Annotated in this window: 26 protein-coding genes; 12 read left to right on the forward strand and 14 right to left on the reverse strand. The window is 56.2% G+C overall.

Annotation, left to right across the window (positions count from 1 at the left end):
• Positions 1-34 precede the first annotated feature (34 nt).
• The 4 genes from ACXAEW_RS11745 to ACXAEW_RS11760 all read left to right on the forward strand — a co-directional run bounded on the left by ACXAEW_RS11745 (position 35) and on the right by ACXAEW_RS11760 (position 5590).
• A complete protein-coding gene (locus tag ACXAEW_RS11745) occupies positions 35-760 on the forward strand; it encodes an SDR family oxidoreductase (protein ID WP_474941486.1) in 726 nt (241 codons plus the stop codon).
• Positions 761-1073: 313 nt separating this feature from the next.
• A complete protein-coding gene (locus ACXAEW_RS11750; protein ID WP_474941487.1) occupies positions 1074-2414 on the forward strand; it encodes a hypothetical protein in 1341 nt (446 codons plus the stop codon).
• A gap of 914 nt (positions 2415-3328) precedes the next feature.
• Positions 3329-3970 (forward strand): imm11 family protein, encoded by a 642-nt coding sequence (locus tag ACXAEW_RS11755; protein WP_474941488.1) that lies wholly within the window; start codon positions 3329-3331, stop codon positions 3968-3970.
• A 231-nt stretch (positions 3971-4201) separates the two neighbouring features.
• Positions 4202-5590, forward strand: coding sequence for a transposase (locus ACXAEW_RS11760; protein WP_474939882.1), 1389 nt, complete (start codon positions 4202-4204; stop codon positions 5588-5590).
• Positions 5591-5748: 158 nt separating this feature from the next.
• Here ACXAEW_RS11760 and ACXAEW_RS11765 read toward each other — a convergent pair whose 3' ends face one another.
• Complete coding sequence (locus ACXAEW_RS11765) at positions 5749-6114, reverse strand: AAA family ATPase (RefSeq protein WP_474941489.1); 366 nt, start codon at positions 6112-6114, stop codon at positions 5749-5751.
• A gap of 50 nt (positions 6115-6164) precedes the next feature.
• Here ACXAEW_RS11765 and ACXAEW_RS11770 point away from each other — a divergent pair.
• Positions 6165-6922, forward strand: a protein-coding gene (locus tag ACXAEW_RS11770; RefSeq protein WP_474939587.1) for an IS5 family transposase whose coding sequence is annotated in 2 segments (ribosomal slippage) — positions 6165-6489 and positions 6489-6922 — 759 coding nt in all. Because the reading frame shifts where the segments join, the coding sequence is not laid out codon by codon here.
• Positions 6923-6955: 33 nt separating this feature from the next.
• Here ACXAEW_RS11770 and ACXAEW_RS11775 read toward each other — a convergent pair.
• From ACXAEW_RS11775 to ACXAEW_RS11795, 5 genes are read right to left on the reverse strand one after another with little or no spacing between them, the layout of a single operon-like run.
• Entirely contained in the window at positions 6956-7819 is an 864-nt protein-coding gene (locus tag ACXAEW_RS11775; protein WP_474941490.1) for an alpha/beta fold hydrolase, read from the reverse strand.
• The gene (locus ACXAEW_RS11780; protein WP_474941491.1) at positions 7806-8147 is read right to left on the reverse strand and encodes a hypothetical protein; all 342 of its coding nucleotides are present in this window, start codon (positions 8145-8147) and stop codon (positions 7806-7808) included. The genes ACXAEW_RS11775 and ACXAEW_RS11780 overlap by 14 nt, the downstream gene beginning before the upstream one ends.
• On the reverse strand, positions 8119-8550 hold the full coding sequence (locus tag ACXAEW_RS11785) for a hypothetical protein (RefSeq protein WP_474941492.1): 432 nt from the start codon (positions 8548-8550) through the stop codon (positions 8119-8121). The genes ACXAEW_RS11780 and ACXAEW_RS11785 overlap by 29 nt, the downstream gene beginning before the upstream one ends.
• Positions 8551-8565: 15 nt before the next feature.
• Positions 8566-9105 carry a carbonic anhydrase gene (locus ACXAEW_RS11790; protein WP_474941493.1) on the reverse strand — a complete coding sequence of 180 codons (540 nt, stop codon included), beginning with the start codon at positions 9103-9105 and terminating at the stop codon, positions 8566-8568.
• 24 nt (positions 9106-9129) lie between these two features.
• Positions 9130-10254: an NmrA family NAD(P)-binding protein gene (locus tag ACXAEW_RS11795; protein ID WP_474941494.1), complete on the reverse strand. Its 1125-nt coding sequence runs from the start codon at positions 10252-10254 to the stop codon at positions 9130-9132.
• An 85-nt stretch (positions 10255-10339) separates the two neighbouring features.
• On the opposite strand from ACXAEW_RS11795, the gene ACXAEW_RS11800 reads away from it, so the two are divergent.
• Positions 10340-10897: a TetR/AcrR family transcriptional regulator gene (locus ACXAEW_RS11800; RefSeq protein WP_474941495.1), complete on the forward strand. Its 558-nt coding sequence runs from the start codon at positions 10340-10342 to the stop codon at positions 10895-10897.
• A gap of 21 nt (positions 10898-10918) precedes the next feature.
• On the opposite strand, the gene ACXAEW_RS11805 is transcribed toward ACXAEW_RS11800, so the two are convergent.
• Positions 10919-11836 (reverse strand): LysR family transcriptional regulator, encoded by a 918-nt coding sequence (locus ACXAEW_RS11805; RefSeq protein ID WP_474941496.1) that lies wholly within the window; start codon positions 11834-11836, stop codon positions 10919-10921.
• A 132-nt stretch (positions 11837-11968) separates the two neighbouring features.
• Between ACXAEW_RS11805 and ACXAEW_RS11810 the strand changes: the two genes are divergently transcribed.
• From ACXAEW_RS11810 to ACXAEW_RS11820, 3 genes are all read left to right on the forward strand, one after another.
• On the forward strand, positions 11969-12283 hold the full coding sequence (locus ACXAEW_RS11810) for a DUF1330 domain-containing protein (RefSeq protein WP_474941497.1): 315 nt from the start codon (positions 11969-11971) through the stop codon (positions 12281-12283).
• 53 nt (positions 12284-12336) lie between these two features.
• Positions 12337-12720 carry a hypothetical protein gene (locus tag ACXAEW_RS11815; RefSeq protein ID WP_474941498.1) on the forward strand — a complete coding sequence of 128 codons (384 nt, stop codon included), beginning with the start codon at positions 12337-12339 and terminating at the stop codon, positions 12718-12720.
• A 63-nt stretch (positions 12721-12783) separates the two neighbouring features.
• Positions 12784-13755, forward strand: a complete 972-nt coding sequence (locus ACXAEW_RS11820) for a haloalkane dehalogenase (RefSeq protein WP_474941499.1) — start codon at positions 12784-12786, stop codon at positions 13753-13755.
• Between the two features lie 510 nt (positions 13756-14265).
• Here ACXAEW_RS11820 and ACXAEW_RS11825 read toward each other — a convergent pair.
• Positions 14266-14463 carry an SIP domain-containing protein gene (locus ACXAEW_RS11825; RefSeq protein WP_474941500.1) on the reverse strand — a complete coding sequence of 66 codons (198 nt, stop codon included), beginning with the start codon at positions 14461-14463 and terminating at the stop codon, positions 14266-14268.
• Between the two features lie 72 nt (positions 14464-14535).
• Between ACXAEW_RS11825 and ACXAEW_RS11830 the strand changes: the two genes are divergently transcribed.
• Positions 14536-15293, forward strand: a protein-coding gene (locus tag ACXAEW_RS11830; RefSeq protein WP_474940988.1) for an IS5 family transposase whose coding sequence is annotated in 2 segments (ribosomal slippage) — positions 14536-14860 and positions 14860-15293 — 759 coding nt in all. Because the reading frame shifts where the segments join, the coding sequence is not laid out codon by codon here.
• A 104-nt stretch (positions 15294-15397) separates the two neighbouring features.
• Positions 15398-15928 carry a winged helix DNA-binding protein gene (locus ACXAEW_RS11835; RefSeq protein ID WP_474941501.1) on the forward strand — a complete coding sequence of 177 codons (531 nt, stop codon included), beginning with the start codon at positions 15398-15400 and terminating at the stop codon, positions 15926-15928.
• A gap of 25 nt (positions 15929-15953) precedes the next feature.
• On the opposite strand, the gene ACXAEW_RS11840 is transcribed toward ACXAEW_RS11835, so the two are convergent.
• The 3 genes from ACXAEW_RS11840 to ACXAEW_RS11850 all read right to left on the reverse strand — a co-directional run bounded on the left by ACXAEW_RS11840 (position 15954) and on the right by ACXAEW_RS11850 (position 18872).
• Positions 15954-17252 (reverse strand): TRAP transporter large permease, encoded by a 1299-nt coding sequence (locus ACXAEW_RS11840; protein WP_474941502.1) that lies wholly within the window; start codon positions 17250-17252, stop codon positions 15954-15956.
• The gene (locus ACXAEW_RS11845) at positions 17252-17776 is read right to left on the reverse strand and encodes a TRAP transporter small permease (RefSeq protein WP_474941503.1); all 525 of its coding nucleotides are present in this window, start codon (positions 17774-17776) and stop codon (positions 17252-17254) included. The genes ACXAEW_RS11840 and ACXAEW_RS11845 overlap by 1 nt, the downstream gene beginning before the upstream one ends.
• Positions 17777-17909: 133 nt before the next feature.
• The gene (locus tag ACXAEW_RS11850) at positions 17910-18872 is read right to left on the reverse strand and encodes a TRAP transporter substrate-binding protein (RefSeq protein ID WP_474941504.1); all 963 of its coding nucleotides are present in this window, start codon (positions 18870-18872) and stop codon (positions 17910-17912) included.
• A 149-nt stretch (positions 18873-19021) separates the two neighbouring features.
• On the opposite strand from ACXAEW_RS11850, the gene ACXAEW_RS11855 reads away from it, so the two are divergent.
• The gene (locus ACXAEW_RS11855; protein WP_474941505.1) at positions 19022-22633 is read left to right on the forward strand and encodes a hydantoinase B/oxoprolinase family protein; all 3612 of its coding nucleotides are present in this window, start codon (positions 19022-19024) and stop codon (positions 22631-22633) included.
• Positions 22634-22927: 294 nt separating this feature from the next.
• On the opposite strand, the gene ACXAEW_RS11860 is transcribed toward ACXAEW_RS11855, so the two are convergent.
• From ACXAEW_RS11860 to ACXAEW_RS11870, 3 genes are all read right to left on the reverse strand, one after another.
• Positions 22928-23533 (reverse strand): MATE family efflux transporter, encoded by a 606-nt coding sequence (locus tag ACXAEW_RS11860; protein WP_474941506.1) that lies wholly within the window; start codon positions 23531-23533, stop codon positions 22928-22930.
• 245 nt (positions 23534-23778) lie between these two features.
• The gene (locus tag ACXAEW_RS11865; protein ID WP_474941507.1) at positions 23779-24690 is read right to left on the reverse strand and encodes an alpha/beta fold hydrolase; all 912 of its coding nucleotides are present in this window, start codon (positions 24688-24690) and stop codon (positions 23779-23781) included.
• Between the two features lie 138 nt (positions 24691-24828).
• Complete coding sequence (locus tag ACXAEW_RS11870; protein WP_474941508.1) at positions 24829-25197, reverse strand: VOC family protein; 369 nt, start codon at positions 25195-25197, stop codon at positions 24829-24831.
• Between the last annotated feature and the right edge of the window lie 141 nt (positions 25198-25338).

The raw sequence follows: 25338 nt of genomic DNA on the forward strand, positions 1-25338 counted from the left end.
CCGAAGTTCGGGCATGGATCAAAGGACATACAGCATGACTTCATCACTCAAGGGGCAGACCGTTGTCGTAACCGGAATAACGGGTGGAATAGCAAAAGCCACAGCGGCAGCGCTTCTGAAAACGGAAGCCAAAGTCGTCGTCACCGCCCGCACGCAGGACAAACTGGACAATGCACTGGCCGATCTGTCGGGCGATGTTGACGGTCAGCTTATGGATCTGGCGGATTCTGACGCCGTGGCTGGGCTGTTTGCTGCCGTCGGTCCTTTCGACCACCTCGTTACGCCCGCAGCCACGAGCATGTTCGCCCCGATCGCTAACATGGACTTCGACGCGGCCTGGAGCATTTTACAGACCAAACAATGGGGCCAGATGCTGTGTGTACACCATGCCGCAAAAGTCATACGCCCCACCGGGTCGATCACATTGTTCTCGGGGACGGTGACCCAGAAGCCCCTTCCGGGTTCGACCATGTTTGCAGCGGTTGGCGCGGCGACCGAGGCCTCGGCCCGCGTCTGGGCACTAGAACTGGCACCCTTGCGTGTGAATACCATTGTGCCTGGCATCATTGAAACGGGCGTATGGACTGGCTTGATGGGGGAAGAAGGCGCACAGGATGCGCTACAGGGGTTCTCCCAAGCGTTGCCTGTGGGCCGTGTCGGCATCCCTGAGGATGTGGCGAAAGCCGCGCTGTTCCTGATTGACAATGGCTTTGTGAATGGAACCTCGCTGGTGGTCGACGGCGGTCACCGCCTGATCTGAGATACGGAACATGTATTCTGAACCGCCCCGGCTTGTCAGTTTCTCGGTCTGCCCCTTTGTGCAACACACCCAAGTCTTAGTGGCACCGAAGGGGATAAATCATTCGAATAAAACAATAGATTTGGACAGCAAGCCAGATTGGTTTTGGGAACGTGGTCCGATCGGTCGTGTCTCGGCCCGATACATCGGGCACGGTCGAGCCAGATTTCGCCAACGACATAATTTCATTTTTGGCAGCCGGGAACTGCTCGGTTTCGCACGCCAGTTCACGGACCAAATCTCACACTCATCTCTCAACTCTTAGGAAGAAAAGATGCGCAATCTACTACTAACAACGTTTCTCACCTTCGCAACAACCCTCACCTCGGTCGCACAAGAGGCCGTCACTCGGGACCTGCATGGAGTTCTTGGTTTTCAGGGTCGTTATCTGGTGTCCGTGCAAGACGCCGACATGGTTGCCTCTGCTTATGTCAATGGACATTTAGGACCACGCGAGGGTGTGGACACTTTGGCGGTTATCGAGTTGGCCGGGGACCCGCGTGACTGGGTTGCGGCAGAGGTGCCCGTGTCAAATTCTGTCGCAGGGCCGCCCGCCGCAGTGGATGTTTCACCTGATGGGAAACATGCCATCGTGATAGAAACTTGGACACCGCGCCCTGATGATAGCGGCGCGCATACCTTCAGCGATCTGGCCTTTGGTACCAAGATCACGGTCGTGGATTTGAGCACCCCAAGCGCGCCAGTTGTCTCTCAGGTCGTTGAAGGCCCCTTGCGGCCGGACTCCGTGCGGTTCAACAGCACAGGAGACTTCGTTTCGATTTCCTTTAACCCAGCAGGCGCGGGCACCGAAACGCCTTTGATGCTTTATCGGTTCGAAAATGGAGCATTGGGAGCAGGCACCACGGTGACCATTCCGGATTGGCCCGCTGGGTCTCGGTTGATTGATATGGCGTGGCACCCTCACGAGAACACGCTCGCGTTGCTGGATGGGTCCGGCGGAGCACAGATGATCTTTGTACGGGTCAACACAGATCTCACACTGGAACGTTTTGGGAATGCCGTCGATCTCGAGCGTGCGCCCTATCGCGTGTTCTTCACGCCAGACGGGCGTCATCTGGTGGTTAATGGTCTGTACTGGGGGCCCGATATCGATGGTTTCTGGATAGAAGGGCCTGTCGGATCGGTCAGCACAGTTCGTATGAATGCGGAAACACTCGATGACGGCACAGTACGCCATGCATTTGTGGATCGCATTACAACCGGTGTTTCGCCAGAGGGGTTGGCGGTATCCCCAGATGGCCAATGGGTTGCGACAACCAACCTTGAACGCAGCTACCTGCCTTATGATGATGGGCGCATCACTTGGTGGAGTTCAATCACTTTGGCGCGCCTGGACCAGGCGACCGGTCAGATGGCGCTGGTCGGCACCTATAATTATGATGGGATTCTGCCAGAGGCTGCAGTCTTTGATAATTCAAGCCAGTATCTTGCAGTCGCGAATTACGATCACTTTGACGACCGTATCGCCGGGTCTTCCATTGATTTCTGGCGCATACAATCTGATCCACTAAATACTGAGAACACGCAGCTGATCAAAACCACACATTCTGTCCGGGTGGCACGCGGGGCGCATAGCATGGTGATCGCGCGTTAGTATCAGGGCCAACTTCGAAACGTGCTACCAGGGTCCTTGTCAGGTTTCTGGCGCAATTTCTTCTCAACATTTTGCGCTAGCTCTGCTCAAGGTCAAGATAGACTAATCTCCAATACTATTAGTTGCTCGGAAACGGAGCGGTAATACGAACGCCTGCCTAGAAGGCATTCGCTACATCGCAACCAAAGGCTTACGCCAAGTTTAAGTTCATGCCGCAACAAAGAAAGCCCATCATCCAGTGCCAGCTTTGTCCGCGTCTGAGTTGTCGGATCAGACTGCGGCGAAAGCTCAGTTGCAGTACTGGCAAATTTGATGCTCTGGAATGACTGCTTCGGTGATTGTGCTGCACGGCAACGCCGAACATTCTGCACGAGCGAGAGAATACTGCGTCAGCAATAGCTGCGTGAGCAAAAGGCCGTTTTGTCCGCATCACTTCCGTTCGATGATGGGGGGGGCGGTTGCACGTGCGGCGGAGGTCTGTTCCTTACATTGCACCTGCAGCATGTGACCGCCGGTTGACTGCCAGATCCGCCGACTTTGCAAAGGGCGTTTTCTGCGCATCGTTGCCATGGGGGCGGGATGCAGCATCAGATTGGCGGCCTGAAACCGCTGAGTGTCTGCTTTCGGGAAAACTGACCTTCAAATCTCGCAGATGCAGCGTTGAGCGCGAAGCACGTCATGTGAGGGACCGCTTTGGGCTGGCTGGCGTCATCAGGCGGGTAGGATCCAGCGCTGTTTTGCTGCAACAGTGCTGCCGCACCGCCGCAAGGCGGCTGCGAGCCCACTTTGACCGATGCTGTGCCGTTAACGAATGGCAGCTTAGACTGATGTGTGTTTGTCTGTATAGAAAGTAGGGCCATGAAAAAATCATATATAGTATGCAAGCACATCAAGCACTGAGAAGAGGCAAGTTTATGATTTGGCGACCAATTAGATATGCGGGCAACGACTTCAGGACCGGCCTCTGGTGGGGCAAGGACCCGACGAAGGAGCCTGGTCCGGGCTCTGGCGTTGCATTTATAGATTTAGACAAAATAAATCCCTCGCCGCTCAGAAAGGAGGACCGCGCTTTTATAGATGAACACTGGGCCATAGCGCGTGAGGTTGTGGGTAAACTCCCGGACTGTTTCCAAAGTTTTGACGACTCCAATATCGTAATGAGTTCTGAAATGGCGGAGATTATAGAGAAGCTGGAACCGGGACAGCACGACATTATTCCGATACCAAATCTGTGGTCTTTCGGGAGCCAGGAGCGTATCAAAAGGCGATACTGCTTTGTTAATGTCCATAAGAAATGTAGAACCGTAGATTTGGATAAGTCACGGGTTGTCCATAAGAAACGGCGTTCCGATGGGCTTGATTTTATTTTTCTTCGATCATTGACCCCCAAAACTTGTGTAGTTGACGAAAAGGCAGCAGAGGGGCACCACCTGTGGCGGGACGACATGGTGCAACATCAAGTGTTTATGTCAAACGAACTGAAATTGGCTTTTGAAAAAATTGGTTGCCTTGGAGTGGAGTTTCTTGCCTGCGCAAGCGAAGCTGCCCACATGTAGACAAGTTGATCTTCCATTGTGATTTGTGAATGACGGCTTCGTCCGCATCTTTCCCATTCTCCGACCTCGAAATTTCGCTATCGCAGCGAATGACCGTTAAGCGGGCTGCGACCGCAGCATCCGGTGGATGGGTTGAGTGACCGCTTTGGGCTTATTCTGTTGAAAAACTCTTCTTGTTTGGTGCTGGATTGACTGATTCAATTCTTGCGACGTTGCAGGAGATTGACCGCGATGATGGGGCCGAGGCAGGAAGCGCAGGGAGCGTTGTTCTACGAGTTCTCGATTGAGGACCATGTTCCTCAGGATCACATTCTCCGTGGCATAGACCGGTTCGTCGAACTTTCAGGCATCCGGGGACACCTTGCCCCCTTCTATAGCTCAACGGGCAGACCGTCAGTTGATCCGGAACTGATGATCCGGATGCTGCTGGTGGGCTACGTGATGGGCATTCGATCTGAGCGTCGGCTCTGTGACGAGGTGCATCTCAACCTCGCGTACCGCTGGTTTTGCCGCCTCGATCTCACTGATCCGGTGCCGGACCATTCGACCTTCTCGAAGAACCGGCACGGCCGTTTCCGAGACAGTGACCTTTTGCGGCATTTGTTCGAGACGGTTGTTACGCGCTGTATCGAGGAAGGGTTGGCCAGTGGGCAGCGTTTCGCAGCTGACGCCAGCCTGATCCAGGCTGATGCCAATCGGCAGAACTCCTCACCGCAGCGGGATTGGGCACCTGAGAAGATCGTCCCTGAAGATGCACCCCGCGCCGTCAGGGAATACCTAGAGACGTTGGATGAAGCCGCCTTTGGTGCTGCAAGCCCGGTGAAGCCGAAGTTCACCTCACATTCCGATCCAGCCTCGCAATGGACAGGGGCACGGGGTGGACCCGCCTATTTTGCCTGTTCCGCCAACTATCTGATCGACACCGACAACGGTGTGATCCTGGATGTTGAAGCAACTCGGTCTATCCGACAGGCTGAGGTCGGTGCTACCCGAACCATGGTTAGTCGGGTGCACCAGCGCCATGATCTCAAGCCGGAACGGTTGATCGCAGACACGGCTTATGGTTCGGGACCCATGCTTGGCTGGCTTGTCGATCATGGCATTGCTCCGCATATCCCGGTTATCGATAAATCCGGTCGCAACGACGGGACCTTCGAGCGAGCCGACTTCACCTATGACACTGAGAATGACGCGTACATCTGTCCAGGTGGCAAGGAACTCAAACAATACCGCCGGGCCTTCACAAAGCCGAGGGAACCGAAACCGGACAAGGACGGCATCCTTCGTTATCGTGCCCGCAGATCCGACTGCGACGCCTGCAACCTGAAAAGCCGATGCTGCCCGAAAGAGCCGCGGCGCAAGGTAACACGGTCGGTCCACGAACCATCCCGAGACGTGGCGCGCGCCATCGCCCAAACCACCCAATACGCGATCTCTTGCAAGCTCAGGAAGAAGGTCGAGATGCTGTTTGCCCACCTCAAACGCATCCTCGGTCTCGGACGCCTCCGATTACGTGGTCCATGCGGCGCACGCGACGAATTCCACCTCGCCGCCACCGCCCAGAACCTCAGAAAACTCGCAAAGCTCATCACGGCTCCCCAAACAACACCCGCCATATGATCAAGGTCTCGGCTGTGCAGATATCGAGATCAAAACCGAGCATTCAAATCGGCGAGTTTTTCAACTGAATAGGCCGTGAGTGTCGGGCAGCGGGAGGCCGGAGGGACCATGCGGTTTGTCTGCTTCAGCAGTTTCGCCACGGCATCTAGAGATGACGGTCAATTTGCCAGTTGCTTACAGACAAAGTCGGCGCGTGTTACAATGTCGGCGCGCGGCAGCTCCGTGATTTCGTATCCGAGGGCGGTGTAGGTCTCGCGCATGACGATGTAGGTTGCTTCGGCCTCGGCACGGGTCTGCGTACGCTCGGTATCCTGCGTGAAGATCTCATCCCAGTAGGGTGTCAGGAAGACGCGGGCGTTGTAGCGGGCTGCCTTGGCCGCTGCAGCGACGTGGGGTGGCACGGGGAGGCCGCAGAGGGTCAGGTAGCCCATTATGTCGGGAATGCCCCGGTCGAAGATCACGGGGCCTGAGAGCGCCTGTGCGTCCTCGTGGGCGCGGAGGTCGCGCTTAGGGTCTGGACCCATTGATTTCCGCTTGGCTACGTGATTCACAGGTCGAAAATCGAGCGGTGAACATGTCTGATCTATTCTGGCTGACGGATGCGCAGATGGCGCGTCTTGAGCCCTTCTTTCCCAAGTCCCACGGCAAGCCACGTGTTGATGATAGGCGCGTGCTGAGCGGTATTATCTTTATTAATCGCAATGGCTTGCGTTGGCGCGACGCCCCCACTGTCTATGGGCCGCACAAGACGTTGTACAACCGCTGGAAGCGGTGGAGTGATAAGGGTGTTTTTGCCCGGATGATGGCGGGTCTGGCTGCCGAGCACGTCGAAGAAAAGACCGTCATGATCGACGCCACGTACTTGAAGGCCCACCGAACGGCGACCAGTATGGCCGCGAAAAAGGGGGGCGTGGACGCCTGATCGGCCGGACCAAGGGCGGCATGAATACCAAACTGCACGCCATCCGCGACAGTCAAGGACGCCCTCTCAATCTGTTCGTCACGGCAGGACAGGTCAGCGATTATATCGGCGCGCGGGCATTGCTCAGAAGCCTTCCGAAGGTTAATTGGCTGCTTGGGGATCGCGGTTATGACGCCGACTGGTTCCGAGAAGCGTTGCAAGACAAAGGGATACGAGCTTGCATCCCTGGCCGGAAGCAGCGGAAGAAACCGGTGAAATACGACAAGCGTCGCTACAAACGGCGCAACCGGATCGAGATCATGTTCGGAAGGTTGAAGGATTGGCGGCGTGTGGCAATCCGATACGACAGGTGCCCGAAGGTCTTCCTGTCCGCAATCGCCCTCGCAGCACTCGTTATCTATTGGCTATGAGTCCTGACCCTAGGTGATGTTCTGCGTCGAGGATTATTCTGAGTAACCATACCAATCCAAGACGGCCTTGTTGATCGCATCGGGGGCGTCTTCCTGGATGAAGTGTCCTGCACCTTTGAGCGTTATCGACAGGTGGTATGGGAAAGCCGTTTCAAACCTGCCGCGCTCGTCTCCGTTGAACGCGAAATCCTTATCCCCCCACAAGATCAGCGCAGGCCTGTTAGAGATGGCCGACAATCCTTCTTCAATCCTCTGAAGGAATTCATCCGCCTCTGTGGGTTGCTTGGGGAAAATGTGCGTTGGAGCACGCTTCTTACGCTGTTTAAAAGGTGCCTGGTACATATCCCAAACTTCTTTCCGAAGAGGTTTCGTGACACCCATTCTGAAGAACCACAACAGCACCCCATTGAAGTGTTTTGCGCCCATTCGGCCCGCCCAACCCCCCATGATCGATGAAAATACGCGCGGGCCGCGCCGTTTCAACGGCCATCCAAATGTATTGCCAATGATCAGACGTTCCACGGATTGGGGGCGCGTTTGCGTCAAATGCAAACCGATCGGACCGCCCCAATCCTGCATCATGACACCAATGCCTTTCAGACCGAGCTGATCGACAAAGTCGACAATGACATCGGCCTGTTCCTTGGCCGTGTATCCAAATCCCGCTCGGGCCTGGGAAAGCCCGAAACCCGGCAGGTCAGGTGCGATACAACGGAAGCGTCCTCGCAGGCCCAAAATGATGTTGCGATACAAAAACGACCACGCCGGGTTTCCATGCAACAGCAGCAAGACGGGTCCGGTTCCCTCGTCGACATAGTGCATCCGCGTGCCATCGCCCAACGTGACCCACCGTGAGGTGAACGGGTATAGGGATTGGTCAAGGTCAAAGTCCGGCATGCGCCATCATTCCTTGATCGCGATCCCGGCGCAGGCGGGAGATCGCGATGAAATGAAACCCAAGAAAGATCGGCACGAAATAGGCAGGAAACATCGCCAGAGGGTGATCATTGATAATATTCGGAGCGTCCAGCGCATAAAGATGCGCAAACCCGGGTGACGTGAGGATCCCTAGAACAACCGCCAGAATGAAGTCTGCGATCCCGATAACTGTCGCGCGCCATAACAGCCGATGGGCATTTGGCGCACCCATTGCCAACGCCCGGCTGGCCTGCCAGCCCGCAATCCCGGCAAGGATATCACCCAACCCGGCGGGGAGTGCAAACAAGGCGGGCAGATCCCTGGCCAACCAACCAACCACAAAGAGGCCCCCCCATCAGTCCGGGGATCTGAAACGCCGCGATGGCGCTCAGAGGTGTGGCCTCGCTGAGCCGTCTGCCAAGCGGTGTCAGCCACGCCAGGGCCCAAATCCCGAACGCGCCGCCGAAGAGATACATCAGCACCACCGGCGGTTCCCCAAATACGACGGGAACGTTGAACATACCCGCTTCTGACAAGGGGAGGGCCGTCGCGTACCAAAACCCGAAAACAGCGCCCGAAACCGCGATGAACAGCCCGATCTGCGCGGGGGTCAGGTTTGCTCGGAAGGCGCCGAAGCTCCCGATCGCGACCGCCAGTATCGGCAGCGCAATGCTGAAGATTTGCACGTAGATCACATAGAAATTTTGCATGTTCCGCTTCCCCCCTCAATGTCGCAGGTCAGCCAAAGGTGTCGGGGGGGCGACTTCCTGCGCGATACCGGTTTCGACGTCGTAAAGCATTGCGGCGACACTAATACCGCCCGGGATATGCGGTGCATCGCGTAGGGTGCGGATATCCGCCAACAGATCGCTGCGCTGGTCCGTGATGGCGTTGGGGGTGACATCAACGCCCGTGCGCTGCTTGATCAGCGCCTGGAACTGCGGGTCCGCAAAGCTCTGCGCGCCGCATTTAGTATGTTGCATCAGAACAATATCGAACGCCGCCTCCATGGCGCCGCTCATCTTTGCGACCATGAAGGCAAGCGCCGTGACCTCGTCGACGAAATTTTGCGTGACCCGGCCGCCGTTGTTGCGAAAGACCACGCAGTCGCCAAGCTCCAGACCAAGAACATGGGCCGGATCAACGCGCGCGTCGATGCAGGTCAGGATCATCGTGCCCAGCTTGGGAAATGCCGGCATATCGCCGCTGTCAAATCCTTCCGAAAAGCGGGAGTTGCGATCAAGCAATAGGGTTGTAGCTGTCATGTTGTTTCTTTCCTGATGATGGAATTAGGCAGTTTTGAAGGGGGCAAGCGCTTGGGTCGGGCTGGGGCCATTCAAGAGCATCAACTGGTCGCGACGCGCCGCATCCTGCCAGTTGGGGTTTTCATGCCCGCCTTTGGGCGCGCTGAGCTGCGCATTGGCTTCGTATTGGGACAGGTCTTTGAAGGTGGGGGCGCGGGTCAGCAGCATTTTGACCATGAACGCCATGGCCCCAAAGGTAGAGGCATCAGAGACATTCGGCGCCAAGCGCCGGACGTCTGCCGCGTAGCGCTCTGCAGTGGTTTTGAAGCTCTCCGCGGGTGAGCCGGTTAGCCTTGCGACATGATCCGTTGGCGCTCCAATGGCGAAGGCACCATTTGCGATCTCCTCGGCATAGTGGCGCAGATTGTGGGTGTCGAAATCAGGAAACCCCATGGCCCGCGCGGCCTTGGAGAACATTTTGAACGAGATGGGCTGGTTGCGCACGCGACGGCCAAATACCTCGGTCAGGATCTCGGCCACATCCGCGCCGGTCAGCATGGCAGGCCCGGTCGGTCGCCACGACGTTCCGACATAGCGTTGCGGATCCTTGAGCAACGCCACGCCGCACCGCGCGATGTCACGTTCCGCCACTGGGGCGTTCGCGCCGTCGCCAAAGGGCAGCGGAAGCGCGCCGAGTTTGCGCGTCACAGGCGTGGTCAAAAGATACGTGAACGCAAAAATGCCTGGGTTCAGATGGATGACACCCACATCCGGCATCCAGCGCGCGATGTTGTTGGCGATCCAGTGCTCGCGCGTCAGCATTGAAGGGTGTTCTGGGCTTGGGTTCCAGCCCGACAGCAAGACCAGTGCTTCCAGCTTTGCTTCCTGTGCGGCGAGGCACACCAACATCGTGTTGTGCAGCAAATGCGGTGCAAAGGGCGGAATGTGAAAAGCGCGGGTGACGCCCTGCATCGCGGTGGTCAAATCGCCAAAGTCAAAGAGATTGCCCACAAAGACCTCAGCGCCAAGCGCGCTGAACTCATCCGCGCGCCCATCTTGGCGTCGCACCATGGCGCGGACTTCAAATCCGCTTTCCAGGAAAAACCGAACCGCATCGCGCCCAATGCGTCCCGCGGCGGATGTGACAAGGATTTTTTGGGCGTTCGCCATGGCTCACCTTTAGATGTTCGTTGTAATCTAAAGAAATAGATGATATCAAAAATCTAATTTGTCAACCTGCGATCCGAGGTCCGCGATGCCGAGAGTGTCCAATGTCGAAAAACAGAAGTCTCATGAGAGAATTCTTCAGGCTGCAGCTGAGCTGTCTCGTGAAAAGGGGATCGAAAACCTGAGCCTCGCCGACGTTATGGCGGCGGCGGGCATGACGCATGGCGGGTTTTATCGCCACTTTTCCAGCAAAGAAGAGTTGGCAACCGCCGCGTTAGCCAGGTCCGTTGATGGGGCAGTTGGCAACATAGAGGCCGCACCCGAAGGCGCAGAACGTGATGCTGCCCGCGCAACTTATCTCAAGACCTACCTGTCCGAAGAACATCTCAACACCCCCCGCCATGGATGTCCCATGGCGGCTCTCGGGTCCGAACTGGCCCGCGCGGATGGACCCCTAAAGGCCGAAATCGCCAATGCAACGGACAGGGTAGCCGCCTTGTTGCAGGGCGATAAAGGTATCCAAGAGGGATATAAGAAGCTGGCGCTGATCGTCGGCGCGATCACGATCGCACGTTTTACCGAGGATCCCGCGAAAGCCAGAGAGATCCTGGATGCCGCCAACGAAGGATTGCGACAGATCAGCTAAGCTACTGCTCACGAGGCATTCTCAAGCACGTGCGTCCTGTCCAAAAGTATCCGCCGTTTCGCCGCGCAAAAGGGGCAGGAGGTCGGGCAGTTCACCAACGATATGATCACTCAATGCGCGGACCCGAACGTTGTCGCGCAGCTCGGCATGGCGCAACAGCCATAGGTCCTGACGTGGTACAAACTCAGGCTCGGTGATCCGCACCAGCTCGGGATCGGGGTCGCACAGCATACAAGGCAACATGACAATGCCCGCGCCCGCCCGACAGGAACTTTGCTGCGCGCGCATGTCCAGGATGCGCAAGTGGGTCGGCAGTTTCGCGAAGGGCGTGGCTTTTTTCCAGCCTTCGGTAGAGCTATCAGGGCTGAAGCTGATCCAGCCTGCGCCACCGACTGCAAGGTCCGGCCCGAAGCGGCGGACATAGTCTCTGGAGGCATAGATCGCGCGGGCGGTTTGTGTCAGCTTGCGCCCGACAAGATGGTCGCTTGGGCTGTGGGAAAAGCGCAGCGCCAGATCGGCTTCGCGCCGGTCCAAGTCAGACAGTGAGGCGCTGGTGATAATCCGCAGGTCGATGTTTGGGTAGCTCTGGCAGAAACGCGCCAGAATGCTCAGCATCGGCGTTACGGCCAAGACATCGCCCATGGACAAAACCACCGGGCCTTCGAGTTCCCGGTTTTGTCCAAACGCGCGACGATCCAATGCGATGATTTCGCTTTCGATGGCGCGGGCGGCGGTCAGCACGTCTTGCCCGATGCCGGTGACTTCAAGCCGACCAGATACCCGCTGAAAGAGTGGCCCACCCGCCAGGGTGCTGAGAGCTTCCAGACGTCGTGCAACGGTGGAATGGCTGACCCCCGTCATCGCACCCGCGCGACGGGTCGAACCGCTGCGCAAAAACAGCAAGAAGAGCTTTAAATCGTTCCAGTCATATTGTCTCATGAGTGTTCCACAGTGTCTCAATAGAAGTAATTGAGAGCCTGTAATGTGACTAATATCTTTCCGATCATCGGGCAATAGCCCGGATTAGATCACACCCTCCGACCTGTGGAGGGAGAATGAGGAGAGATACGAATGACCTATGTTTTGGTCGATATTCTGCCCTTGAAAAAGGGAAAATCCGTCGCCGATGCCATGTCCTATTTCGACAAGGTGAAACCAGCTATGGAACGTCATGGCTTGACCCGGCTGAACGAACCGTTGGAGGCTCACAAGGTGCTGCGCGGCACGCAAACAGCCAACCTGGTGAATCTGTTTGAGACCGACGACCCGGAAAGCTCGATGCAGGGCATGGCCTCGGATCCCGAATATCAATCCCATGTCCCGCTGCGCGATACGATTTTCGATCTGGATAATGCCTCGATCATCCTGACATCGCGCTTCGTCTGAATTTCCAATTCCGATCCACGCCCAGGTTTCCGCACCGGGGAGAGGAGAATACTATGTTTAAAAATCTCGCCGCCGCCGTCAGCTTTGCCACGATGGCCCTAACCGCGACCCTGGCATGGGCCGAGAACAGCCCAATGTTGGTGGACGTCCTGACCCTGAACGAGGGCAAGACCTATGAAGATGCGCAGGGCTACTTCGACAAGGTAATCCCCATCATCGAAACGCACGGCATCAAACGTGTTCGCGTACTGGAGGTCCAAAATAAGATGCAGGGGCACCCGGATGTGACGCCCAACATCGTGCAGTTGTGGGAACTGGAGGTTGCCGACCCGTTTTCGGGCATTTTCTCAGACCCAAACTACCTGCAGCATGTGCCGCTGCGGGACTCGATCTTCAACATGTCGCAAACCCAGTTCTGGATGACGACAGACCGGTAAGCAGATCAGCAAAACCCAGCCACTGTTCGCACCCCGGACAGCCCCCCAATCAAGGATACACCTATGAAATCGCTTAAACTCGCGCTTTGTGTCGCGGTTGGCCTGGCCAGCCCGTTTGCAGCACGGGCCCTGGATTACAAGCTTCCTTTTCCGGTCGTTGCCGAAGAAACCGAACTGCCGCGACAGTCGGTCGACGTGCTCGACAGTACAATGTCATACCTTGAGGTCGGCGCCGGTGCGCCCGTCTTGTTCATTCATGGCAACCCGACCTCGTCCTATCTGTGGCGCAATGTGATGCCCTTTGTTGCCGACACCAATCGGGCGATTGCATTGGACCTGATTGGTATGGGCAACTCTGGCAAGCCAGAGATCACCTATGATTTTGCCGATCACGCGCGTTATCTGGACGGCTTTGTCGAGGCGCTGGGTCTGACGGATATCACACTGGTCGGGCACGACTGGGGCGCGGCGCTAGCCTGGGACTTCGCGCGCCGCAATCCGGACAGAGTCGTGCGGCTGGCCTTCATGGAGGGTGTCCTGCCTCCAGCCTTTCCGCAATCCAGCTACGAGGCCATGGGGGAAGAATTCGGTAATATGTTCCGCGCGATGCGTGACCCTGAAATGGGTCGCCAGATGATCATTGTTGAGAACAGTTTCGTGAACCAGATCCTGCCTGCGATGGTCAACCGTTCTCTTGGTGAGACCGCCACAGCCGCCTATGCCGCCCCCTATCTGGAAGAGGCCGACCGCCTCCCGACTTGGATGTGGCCGCGCGAAGTCCCTATCGGCGGGGAGCCTGCGAGCAATGTAGAGCTTATGAACCTGATTCAAGCGTTTATGGGTGAGACCGGCATGCCGGTGCTGCTGACCTACGCAGAACCCGGGGTTCTGGTGCCGCCTCAGGCCGTACCCTACTACACGGGCCTGATAGAAAACCTGGAAACCAGCTTTGTTGGCCAGGGGTTGCATTTCATCCAGGAAGATCAGCCCGATGCCATCGGCCGCGCGCTCAGAGATTGGATGCGAAGGAATTAAATGGCAAAACATAAAGCCTCCAATCCACAAGCTTTTGGGGGCTTTGTTTTGACTGGCTTCGACGTCGCTACCTCGCGTGGCAAGTGGAACCTGTGCGGAACAATGGCTGTTGCCTGGCCCTTCAAGTCTTCCAGGCCACGGCTAGGCGGACGTCACTCCCGTTCACCCAATGGTGGCGCTCGGCAATCCTTCGCCCGTCCGGGCTTGTCGCATGCAACGCTTTACCCGACAACTTTCGGGTCGTCCAACTCCTGTTGGGCATACTGAGATTGACAGCACGGTCAGGTACCTTGGCATTGTGCTTGAAGATGCTTTGACCGTCGCGGAAGGTATTGAAATCTAAACCATTTGGGCCGTTCGCAAGGGCGGCCTATACCGGTCGCTCGACACCCTGTTTGGATGCTGCACCCGTTTCCCGCTTTCTCGACATTTGCTGCATCTGCTCGAACTCTAGGGGAAGGCAATGGCCGAAATGCTTGGCCTGCGTCAAACGACAGTGCACGGGAAGTGTCACTCGTGTTCACGCCAATACCCTATGCTTGAATGATGTCGATTGCCGAGCGCCAAATCGCCACGAAAAAACGCGCGCAACTCTCGTGCGTTCAAAAGCTCTCCTGCAAAGAACGCATATTGTGGTTTTTCAACGCGACAGATTTCCGTGGCCTGCTCAAGAATGGCCGAGCGAAAAGATGCCCGGTCGAGAGCCACAATCTCTAGGGTCTGGACCCATTGATTTCCGCTTGGCTACGTGATTCACGGGTCGAAAATCGAGCGGTGAACATGTCTGATCTATTCTGGCTGACGGATGCGCAGATGGCGCGTCTTGAGCCCTTCTTTCCCAAGTCCCACGGCAAGCCACGTGTTGATGATAGGCGCGTGCTGAGCGGTATTATCTTTATTAATCGCAATGGCTTGCGTTGGCGCGACGCCCCCACTGTCTATGGGCCGCACAAGACGTTGTACAACCGCTGGAAGCGGTGGAGTGATAAGGGTGTTTTTGCCCGGATGATGGCGGGTCTGGCTGCCGAGCACGTCGAAGAAAAGACCGTCATGATCGACGCCACGTACTTGAAGGCCCACCGAACGGCGACCAGTATGGCCGCGAAAAAGGGGGGCGTGGACGCCTGATCGGCCGGACCAAGGGCGGCATGAATACCAAACTGCACGCCATCTGCGACAGTCAAGGACGCCCTCTCAATCTGTTCGTCACGGCAGGACAGGTCAGCGATTATATCGGCGCGCGGGCATTGCTCAGCAGCCTTCCGAAGGTTAATTGGCTGCTTGGGGATCGCGGTTATGACGCCGACTGGTTCCGAGAAGCGTTGCAAGACAAAGGGATACGAGCTTGCATCCCTGGCCGGAAGCAGCGGAAGAAACCGGTGAAATACGACAAGCGTCGCTACAAACGGCGCAACCGGATCGAGATCATGTTCGGAAGGTTGAAGGATTGGCGGCGTGTGGCAATCCGATACGACAGGTGCCCGAAGGTCTTCCTGTCCGCAATCGCCCTCGCAGCACTCGTTATCTATTGGCTATGAGTCCTGACCCTAGCATCGTTGATAATATGTCTGGATTGGTGGCTTCAGATCACGTATTAATGGTGCGAGTTATGCCGGCATAACGTCGGTAAATTATTATTCTGATGAGGGGATCGACCGTGAGCGAAGCACATAGCAGGAGGATCGTGTCTTCTCGTCACCTTGCTGAAGGCGAAGGTTGGGAAGCCTCCGAACTGGAGTTCGGACTGATCATTGCGCACAATGCGTTCTCTAGATGGATGGTGAAGTGCATGGCCGCGAGCGGGCATACCGAAATGAGCCCTTTGGAAATTTTGGTTCTGCACAACGTGAACCACCGAGGGCGGGAAAAGCGGTTGAATGACATCTGTTTCCTGCTGAACATCGAGGACACTCATACGGTCAACTACGCTTTGCGTAAGCTTACCAAAGCCGGGCTGATCCAGTCCGAGAAGCGGGGCAAGGAAGTCTTCTACTCAACATCGGATGCAGGTGCGAAACTGTGTCAGTCCTACCGGACCGTGCGCGAGCAGTGTCTGTTGGAAGGATTGGCGCGGATGGATTTGTCCGGCGATGACCTGCGCGAGATCGGATCCAATCTGCGCGCACTTTCCGGTCAGTACGATCAGGCCAGCCGGGCTGCCTCTTCTCTTTAAGGCAACCCGGATTAAATTGGCGGCGTCAGTTCATTGCTTCGGGAAGAAAGGTGACGATACCCGGGAATGTTGTGATCAAGATTACAGCCAGCAGGAGCAGGAAAAAGAACGGCATGGCTGCCTTTGCGATCTTCAGAATGTCGATTCCGGTAAGGCCCTGGATCACGAACAGATTGAAGCCGACTGGCGGTGTGATCTGGCTCATCTCAACAACCAGAACCAAGTAAATTCCAAACCAGATCGGATCAATACCCACCTGCTGTACCATGGGCATGATGATCGACGTTGTCAGCACGACAACAGAAATCCCATCCAGAAAGAGCCCGAGAACGATGAAAAAGACTGTAAGCACGGTCAACAGGACGTAGGGTGAGAGCTCCATCGCCGCGATCCAGGTCGCCAGGTTGCGTGGCAGCCCGGTAAAGCCCATCGCAACCGCGAGAAATGCAGCGCCGAGCAGGATAAACGCTATCATGCAGGATGTGCGGGCGGCCGCGAGCATAGCGTCGAGAAAATTCTGCACTGTGAAGCTTCCGGAAACGACCGCGAGCAGGATGGAAAGCAGAACACCGAGTGCCGCAGCATCGGTCGGCGAGGCAATGCCGGAATAGATTGCCCCGATAACACCCGTGATCAGCAACCCAACAGGGATCAGGCTTTTGGACGCCCAAATCCGCTCTGTTAACCGTAGTTTGATGTCTGATACCGGGATCAGATCAGGGTTCCGAAGCGCGCAGAGGGCTACATATCCAGCAAACAGCCCGACCAGCAGAGCGCCAGGGATAAGGCCTGCGATAAACAGGCGCGCAATAGATTGCTCTGTCGCGACACCATAGACGATCAGGATAATCGACGGCGGGATGAGAAGTCCAAGTGTCGCGGACCCTGCCAAAGTGCCTAAGATCAGGCTTTCGGGGTAGCCGCGCGACTTAAGCTCGGGGATGGACATCTTACCGATGGTCGCAGCCGTTGCTGCGGAGGACCCAGACACCGCCGCAAAGATCGCACAGCCGAGGACATTTACATGCAAAAGGCGCCCGGGCAACCCGCCCAGCCAGGGAGCAAGCCCGTCGAACATGTCTTTGCTGAGCCGCGATCGCAGCAGGATCTCTCCCATGAGAATAAAAAGGGGAAGTGCGGTCAGTGACCAGGAATGACTGTGGCCCCAGAATGTGGTAGACATCACAAGCCCAACGGGCGCGTTTGAAAACAGCATCAGTGCGAGTGCCGCCACGCCCGAGAGGGCAAGTGCGATCCAAAGGCCAGACGCGAGAAAGGCGAACAGCACCGTCAGAAGGAAGATGCCAATAATGGGATCAGACATTATGCTTCCTCCCCTGCAGAGATCACTACACCACGGTTTTGAATTGTCTCAACAAGCGTGTGCAGGATCGCAATAAACAGCATGATCAGGCCTAGCGCCATGAAACACTGTGGAAACCACAGCGGGATCGGCACCATGCCCGGGGAGGTGTCTCCGAAGTGGAGGCTCTCTTCGACGAGCTTGACGGTGTAAAAGCAGAGGAAACCAACGAGCCAGGCTGCGCCTATCAGAACGATGACTTCGGTGACGAATTGGACTGTTGCCGGCAGCCTGGACGTGATCAGGCCGACCCGGATGTGACCACCGCTTCGAAACGTGTATGGCATCGCGAGAAAGGTTGCTGCTGCCAGCATAAAGCCAGAAAAGTCCGCGTACGATGGGATAGTGGAGGGCAGGGGCAGGCTGAGCGTGCGTGTCGCCAAGTTCAGGAGCACTTGTGTGCTGACCAAGAGCGCGATGGCCAGGATAGTTGCCGCAGCAAGCCAGCCCCCCGTTTGATAGATACGGTCGAGTGTGGTCCGCATGTCTGGGAATCCTTTTGAAATGGGGCCCGCAAACCTGCCGGGGAGGTACAGGTGCGGGCCCCGATGATGCCTCACTTTGGCGGCGCCGGATCTGTTCGCAGGCGCAGCGCTTCAGAGGCGATCCTATTGAGCGTTACTGCTGGTAGGCTTCGAGAACCGAAAGACCGGATGCAGAGGCTTTGGACGTCCAGGTCTCCAGCATCTTGTCGCCGATCAGTTTAAGGCCCGTGGTTAACTCGGCCGAGGGTTCTGTGATCACCATGCCGTGCTCTTTCATGATATCGACTTTTGCTGCGGCTTCTGCAGCGGACATCTCCCAGCCGCGCGCTTCGGCGGCTTTGGCGGCCTCCAGAACTGCGGTTTGGATGTCATCCGGAAGACGACGGAATGCGCGCTGGTTCACTACGACGATATTCTTTGGCACCCAGGCGTTGATGGGCGTGTAATGGGTAACGAAATCCCATGCCTTTGAGTTCGCGCCAGTCGATGGCGAGGTGATCATTGCGTCAACTTGGCCTGTAGCAAAGGCTTGCGGTATGTTCGGTGCCTCAACCTGAACCGGTGCTGCGCCTGCAAGCGTTGCCATTTCCTCAATCGCGGCGTTATAGGCGCGAAAGCGGAGACCCTGCAGGTCTTCGACCGAAACAACTTCGCCGTTGGTATAGAGACCTTGTGCGGGCCACGGGACGGAGAACAGCGGCATCAACCCCTGCTTTTCGAGCAGTTCGGTAACGATAGGTTTCTGAACATTCCAGAGGCGGGCTGCATCATCATAGCTCGTTGCAAGAAAAGGCTGGCTGTCAAGGCCAAAGGCTGGGTCTTCGTTGACGAGGCGGGAGAGAACGAACTCACCCATCGGGATCTGACCCGAGCGCACTGTGTTCTTGATCTCACCGTGTGGGAAGAGGGAGCCTGCCGAATGGACTGTAATCTCCATCGTGCCATCGGTGGCAGCTGCAACGTCTTTGGCAAACTGCGCTATGTTCTGGGTGTGAAACGTGGCGTCGCTGTAAGGCGTTGCCATGTCCCAAGTTTCGGCGGTCGTCGCGGTTGCGAGGCCTGCGCATACGGCCGCCGCAAAATACATCTGTTTCATTTCATGTCTCCACTGTTGTCGGACGAATTTTGAATTCGTGTGGGTATCTCATTGCCTGGCGAGGCAAATTTTTAGCCTTCCCTAACATACGTTGACAAAATGTCAGCGTTTTGCACATAAAGCAACAGAATTTTGTTATGGAGATGACAATGACTCAGCAAACGCATGGAAAGTGGGACTTCTGGATCGACCGTGGGGGGACCTTCACTGACATTGTCGCGCGCACCCCGGATGGAAAGTTGCGATCTCACAAGATTTTATCTGAAAATCCAGAGCTTTATAAAGATGCAGCAGTTCAGGGAATACGCGAGATTCTTGGGCTGAAGCCAAATGAAGCAGTGCCACAGAATACTATAGGTGCTGTAAAAATGGGCACGACCGTCGCGACAAACGCCTTGCTGGAGCGTAAAGGCGAGCCCACCGTACTCTTCATTACGCGTGGTTTTCGCGATCTGTTGAGAATCGGATATCAGAATCGGCCCGATTTGTTCGATTTGCACATTCAGCTTCCGGAACTTCTCTATTCCGAAGTCATCGAGGTGGAAGAGCGCCTGGACGCAGAAGGCAACGTGCTGACTGTGCTCGACGAACAAAAGACTCGTGACGCTTTGGTCAGCTCCTATCATAGCGGGTATCGAGCCGTCGCGATTGCGCTGCTGCACAGCTACAAGAACCCGGCTCACGAACAAAAGATTGGCGAGCTGGCGATCGAGGCTGGTTTCGACCAGATCTCGCTCAGCCACGAGGCCAGCCCGCTTATAAAGCTTGTGTCACGCGGAGACACAACCGTGACTGATGCCTATCTGACACCGATTCTGCGTCGCTATGTGAATCGGGTTCGCGACGCGCTCGGGCCGGGGACGGTTGAACGCCTTATGTTCATGCAGTCAAATGGAGGGTTGACGGACGCAGATCTCTTTCATGGGCGGGACGCTATTCTGTCTGGCCCGGCCGGTGGTGTCGTAGGCATGGCTGCGACCGCAGCTCAGGACGGTTTTGACCGGTTGATCGGCTTCGACATGGGCGGAACATCTACCGATGTATGCCACTACGCCGGTCATTTTGAACGCAGTTTCGAGACCGAGGTCGCTGGCGTTCGAATGCGGGCACCTATGATGGATATCCACACAGTTGCTGCGGGCGGTGGCTCGATCTTGTCTTATCGTGATGGGCGGTTACAGGTTGGACCTGAGAGTGCAGGCGCCAATCCCGGGCCCGCGTGCTACCGCCGCGGTGGCCCGCTGACTGTTACAGACTGCAACGCTGTACTGGGGAAACTGCAACCGCAGAACTTCCCGAAGGTCTTTGGCCCAAACGGTGACGAGGCGCTGGACCTTGAGACGCCGCGGCGACTGTTCGAGGACCTAGCACAGGACATTGCAGATACGTTGGGTGAAGCGCCCAAGACTGTCGAAGAGCTGGCTGAAGGTTTCCTCCGGATTGCGGTGGACAGCATGGCCAACGCGATTAAAGAAATCAGTGTTGCGCGCGGCTATGACGTCACGGGCTACACGCTGAACTGTTTTGGTGGGGCAGGAGGGCAGCATGCCTGTCTGGTTGCAGATGCTCTGGCGATCAAGACGGTCTACCTCCACCCGTTTGCGGGAGTGCTTTCCGCTCTTGGCATGGGGCTTGCCGATATCGTCGTCATGCGCGAGCGTCAGATGGATGTCAGTGTGCGGGATTTGGACGTGCTGCAGGCCGCAATCGATGCGCTGGGAGCGGACGCCTACGAGGAGGTCTTGCAACAAGGTGTGGCGCAAACCAATATTGACCTGAACGTGACCGTTTACCTCAGATCTGGAAGCTCTCAAACAACGCTACCGGTTGCTTTTGCCACGGCAGAGGAGATGATCGAAGACTTTATGAGCGCGCATGAGGCACAGTTTGGCTTCCGACCTAATGCGGAGCGCATTATCGCAGATATGCTCACCGTAGAGGCAGTTGGGAAGTCAGGCGCATCTGCCGAAATTCAAGAGTTGAAGGGAGGGGATGGTAAAAGTGGTGAAACACGTCTTTGGTCTGCGTCGCGCTATCACACGGCCTCAACCTATGACCGTACGCGGCTGGGTATTGGGAATAAGATTTCCGGTCCCGTTATCATAAATGAGCCTACCGGTACCATTGTGGTAGAAGACGGCTGGAGTGCTGAATGCATCAAGGGCGGCGCATTGGTCCTGCGCCGTGAAGTTGCTCTGGAACGCCGCGAGGCAATTGGCACCACCGTTGATCCGATTATGCTGGAGGTATTCAATAATCTCTTCATGTCTATTGCGGAACAAATGGGTGCAACGCTCGCAAAGACATCCGCTTCGGTGAACATTCGGGAACGGCTCGACTTTTCCTGCGCCATTTTCGATCGTGAAGGTGATCTGGTTGCCAATGCGCCGCATGTGCCGGTGCATCTGGGTTCGATGAGCGCCAGCGTGAAGGCAATTCTAACAGCGAACGAAGGCCAAATTGCGCCGGGCGATGTCTTTATGATGAACGATCCCTTCAACGGGGGAACGCATCTTCCTGATGTTACGGTTGTGACACCAGTGTTCGATGAAAGTGGCAGCGAGGTTGACTTTTTTGTCGCGTCACGCGGGCATCACGCAGATATCGGTGGCAAGACGCCGGGTTCTGCACCGCCTGACAGCCAGCATATCGATGAAGAAGGAGTGCTGATCCGTAACTTCAAGCTGGTGTCAAAGGGGAGCTTCCGCGAAGAGGAAACCCGTGCGCTTCTGGCCTCTGGTCACTATCCGTGTCGGAACATTGACGACAATATCACCGACCTGACCGCACAGATCGCCGCGAACGCAACCGGTGCGCAGGAACTGGGCAAGGCGGTTTCACAATTCGGGCGCGCAGTTGTGCAGGTCTATATGGGGCATGTTCAGGCAAACGCCGAAGAATCCGTGCGGCGCGTGCTGGGCGTGCTGGAGAATTGCCAGTTCTCTTATCCGCTGGACAGCGGTGCCAAGATTGACGTCTCGATCACCGTGGACAAAGCCGCGCGTACTGCGACAGTTGATTTTACTGGAACATCCGAACAGGACGCCTTTAACTACAATGCGCCCTTGGCCATTTGCCGGGCGGTCGTGCTCTATGTGTTCCGGACCTTGGTTGGCAGTGACATACCGATGAATGAGGGGTGCTTGCGCCCGATTAACATTGTTGCACCTGAAGGCAGCTTCATTAATCCACGCTATCCGGCCGCGGTGATCTCCGGTAATACCGAAGTCAGCCAGGCGATTGCGGATACGCTCTACGGAGCGCTTGGGGTGGTCGCAGGCAGCCAGGGGACGATGAACAACTTTGTCTACGGGGATGCGGCGCTGCAGAACTATGAGACGATTTGCGGTGGGACCGGCGCAGGTAATGGGTTCAACGGGTGCTCGGCTGTTCATTCGCATATGACCAACACCCGTATGACTGATCCCGAAGTTCTTGAGGCGCGGTTCCCTGTGCGGGTCGAAAATTTCTCCATTCGGTACGGATCTGGCGGCGCAGGGCACTGGACCGGCGGAGATGGCATCACTCGCACCCTGAAATTCCTGACGCCAATGACGGTCACGGTTCTGTCGTCGCATCGGATCACTCGCGCCTTTGGGGTCAACGGTGGCGAGCCAGGACAGCCCGGAAAAAATATGGTTCAGAGTATGGATGGTGTTCTTAAACATTTGAAAGGCAACGACCGAGTCGACATGAACCCGGGGGATGTTTTTATTATGCAGACACCAGGGGGCGGCGGATACGGTCGCCCGACTGCATAAGAATACTGAAGGAAAATAGTGTGGCCCCCCCACTGGGGGCCACACTATAAAGCGCCTTGGCATCGCCAAGTTGTTTGAGTTGACCTTCCCCCGCGATTAGGGCCGGTTTGCTTCAGAGTCTTCCGGTTGTGTTTGAGTGTTGAGCGGCAGCGAAAAGACCGCAAGAGGCTCAAGCGCTGGCGCAGTGTTTTTATCAGGAACTCCGATGGGGGTAGGTATCCGAGCGCCGAATGTGTCCATTTGCCATTTTCGGTCTCCTTTTCCGCAAAATACCAGTCAAGCGAACGGAACAATTTAGTGGCAAGTCCATCCAGCGACGCCCAGCCCCAAGACTGCGATCAGAACGTAGTTGAAGTCAATTTTCGTAAGAGAGACCAACAGGCTCATGGCGGCCATGAAGTCGACCCTGCCTTCGTTTCTCAAGGCGTCCGAGTTAACAGAAAGCACAAAGAGAAGCGGCGAGAAAAACACGGTGATCCTGAGGTAGACCAGTCCCATCTCGGCTAGCGTTTCCGTGTCCCCTGCGGCAAGCACCGACGCGGATTTACCGAAGACAATAAACAAAACGACCGGGATACCAACGAGACAAAGTGCCAATCCGTGCGCGTCTGCGAAAACTGCACTGGCACCGCAGTGGTCAGCGGCGCCGAGCTTTCCGGCGAGCGAGCTCGACATGCCGCCCGAAACAAGTGTCGGGAACGCGACGATCAGCATATAGATCGGAGACATCAACGTGACCGCGGCCAGCGCGTTCGGTCCGACAAAGATTCCCAGAAACAGGGCGTCAGCAACAGACAGCAGTCCGTTCATGCCCATGACGAATATGATCGGCAGCGCCGTTTTCAGATAGGTGGTGCCAAGCGAACCATCGGTGAAGGTGTTGGAATGGGTAACAGACACATCCCGTATCTCTCGATCCAAATCGCGCAAGATGATATGGGACCCGCATTTCCATCCGCGCGATTTGCGGAAGGAGGTAGATAGAGAAAATCATCGTAGAAGTTCACCACGAAAAATGTCAGCGGGTGGCAGGCGTCCACAGCCAAGCATAGGGTTAATCTGAACTTCCACAACCGTCAGGCTGTCATTCTCCTCAAATCCGACGTCGAATTCTGGGCGTAAAACTGACTGAAGGGTACATTTGACTATCTGCAACGCTGTGCTTCGGCAATCTGGCAGATCAACTGTGCGACGCGAAATGGGTTTTCCTCAGACAGAAAATGATGGCCTGTCCCGAAATCGTGTGTTTCAATTTGCGGGTACTTATCGCAAAACTTCGCAAACTTCTTTTGTGAGGGGGGATGGTCTTCGGACACAATTACCCCAGGCGAAGGCATTAACCAGTGAATGGGCATCGATTGGTGCTCCATTCCAGCCTGAATTTCGCGGATAGCGTCGTATGATGCCTGCGGACGACCCTCAAGTGGATTCAGGTTCACGAATGCGCGGATAGACCGGCGCGACCGGATCGTGGGCAAACTATCGAGATAGTACTGCAATCCATCATCGGTGATCGGGCAGTGTTCTGGGATGAGCTTCTTTGTCATGAGGTTCATGACCTGCACAAAAACGTATCCTGCGGGGCCTCGCATCAGTTTGAAGGGTGTCCGAAATTTTGGCTCGAAGTCTTCTTGATAGTTAAAACTCCACAGGAAGGTTTCCATCAGAATGGCGTCGGAAAACAGCGCTGGCTGGCGCACTGCATTCAGCATCCCCAGTGGGCCGCCCCAATCCTCGGCAACCAGAGTGATCTCCCTTAGCCCGAGTTGATTGATGACATCGGCAATAATCTTGGCGTGCAGGTCCAGTGAATAGGTGACATCCATCGGCTTGTCGGACTTCCCGAACCCCAAAAGATCAAGCGCCACGCAATACCGTCCAGTCTCAGTGTGAACACGCGGCATCACATCCCGCCAAACGTAAGAACTGGTTGGGTTGCCGTGCAAGAAAAGCATCGGACGACCGGACGGGTCTCCCAGTGTGACGACATGAATGTTGTGCCCTTGAACCTTCAGGAGCTGGCTGTTGAACGGGTAGAGTGGAAGCGTTTCGAGCATTGAGATGTTTTCCTTTCTCAAGCTTTTTGGCATGCGTTAGATCAGACCAAGCAAAGGCCCGAACAGCCAGCATCGCGCAAAGCTGTCACAGGCTTCCGCCAGGGACTAGGAGGCCGGTTCTCGCCGACCTCCACAGGTTCAGGCTTTGGAATAGTCGATCAGGCAAAGATTGGCGCCGAACGGATCGGTGAGTGTCGCCATCCGTCCCACTCCGGGAACCGTCATCGGCTCTGACGCGATTTTTGCGCCGCTTGCCTTAGCTTTTTCCAGCCGCGCATCCACGTCGTCGACTGTGATGAAAATCTTCCAGCCCTCGGTGCCGGGCATCGGAGAGAACCCGCCAATGGGTTTTTCGCCCAGAACGATGGCGGAGTACGTTCCGCCGGGCATGTCGTTTTCGACCACCGTCCAGCCAAGTACGGCCTCGTAAAAACTGCGCGCTTCGGCACTGCTTGGTCCGGAATGTTCGATCCAGCTGACCGCGCCATGTGTCTCCATCGGGTTCATGTCTTGCTCCTTGTCATTTCGACACCGCAAGTCGCGGTGACTGGAACAAGGACGATCGGCCAAGATGTAACCGGACAGGGCCATGGGATTTTTTTCAAGATTGTCCGAAACGGGTCTGCTGAGGCGTCTTACGTCAGAACG

The organism is Epibacterium sp. ABZ3_068 (genome assembly GCF_056159265.1).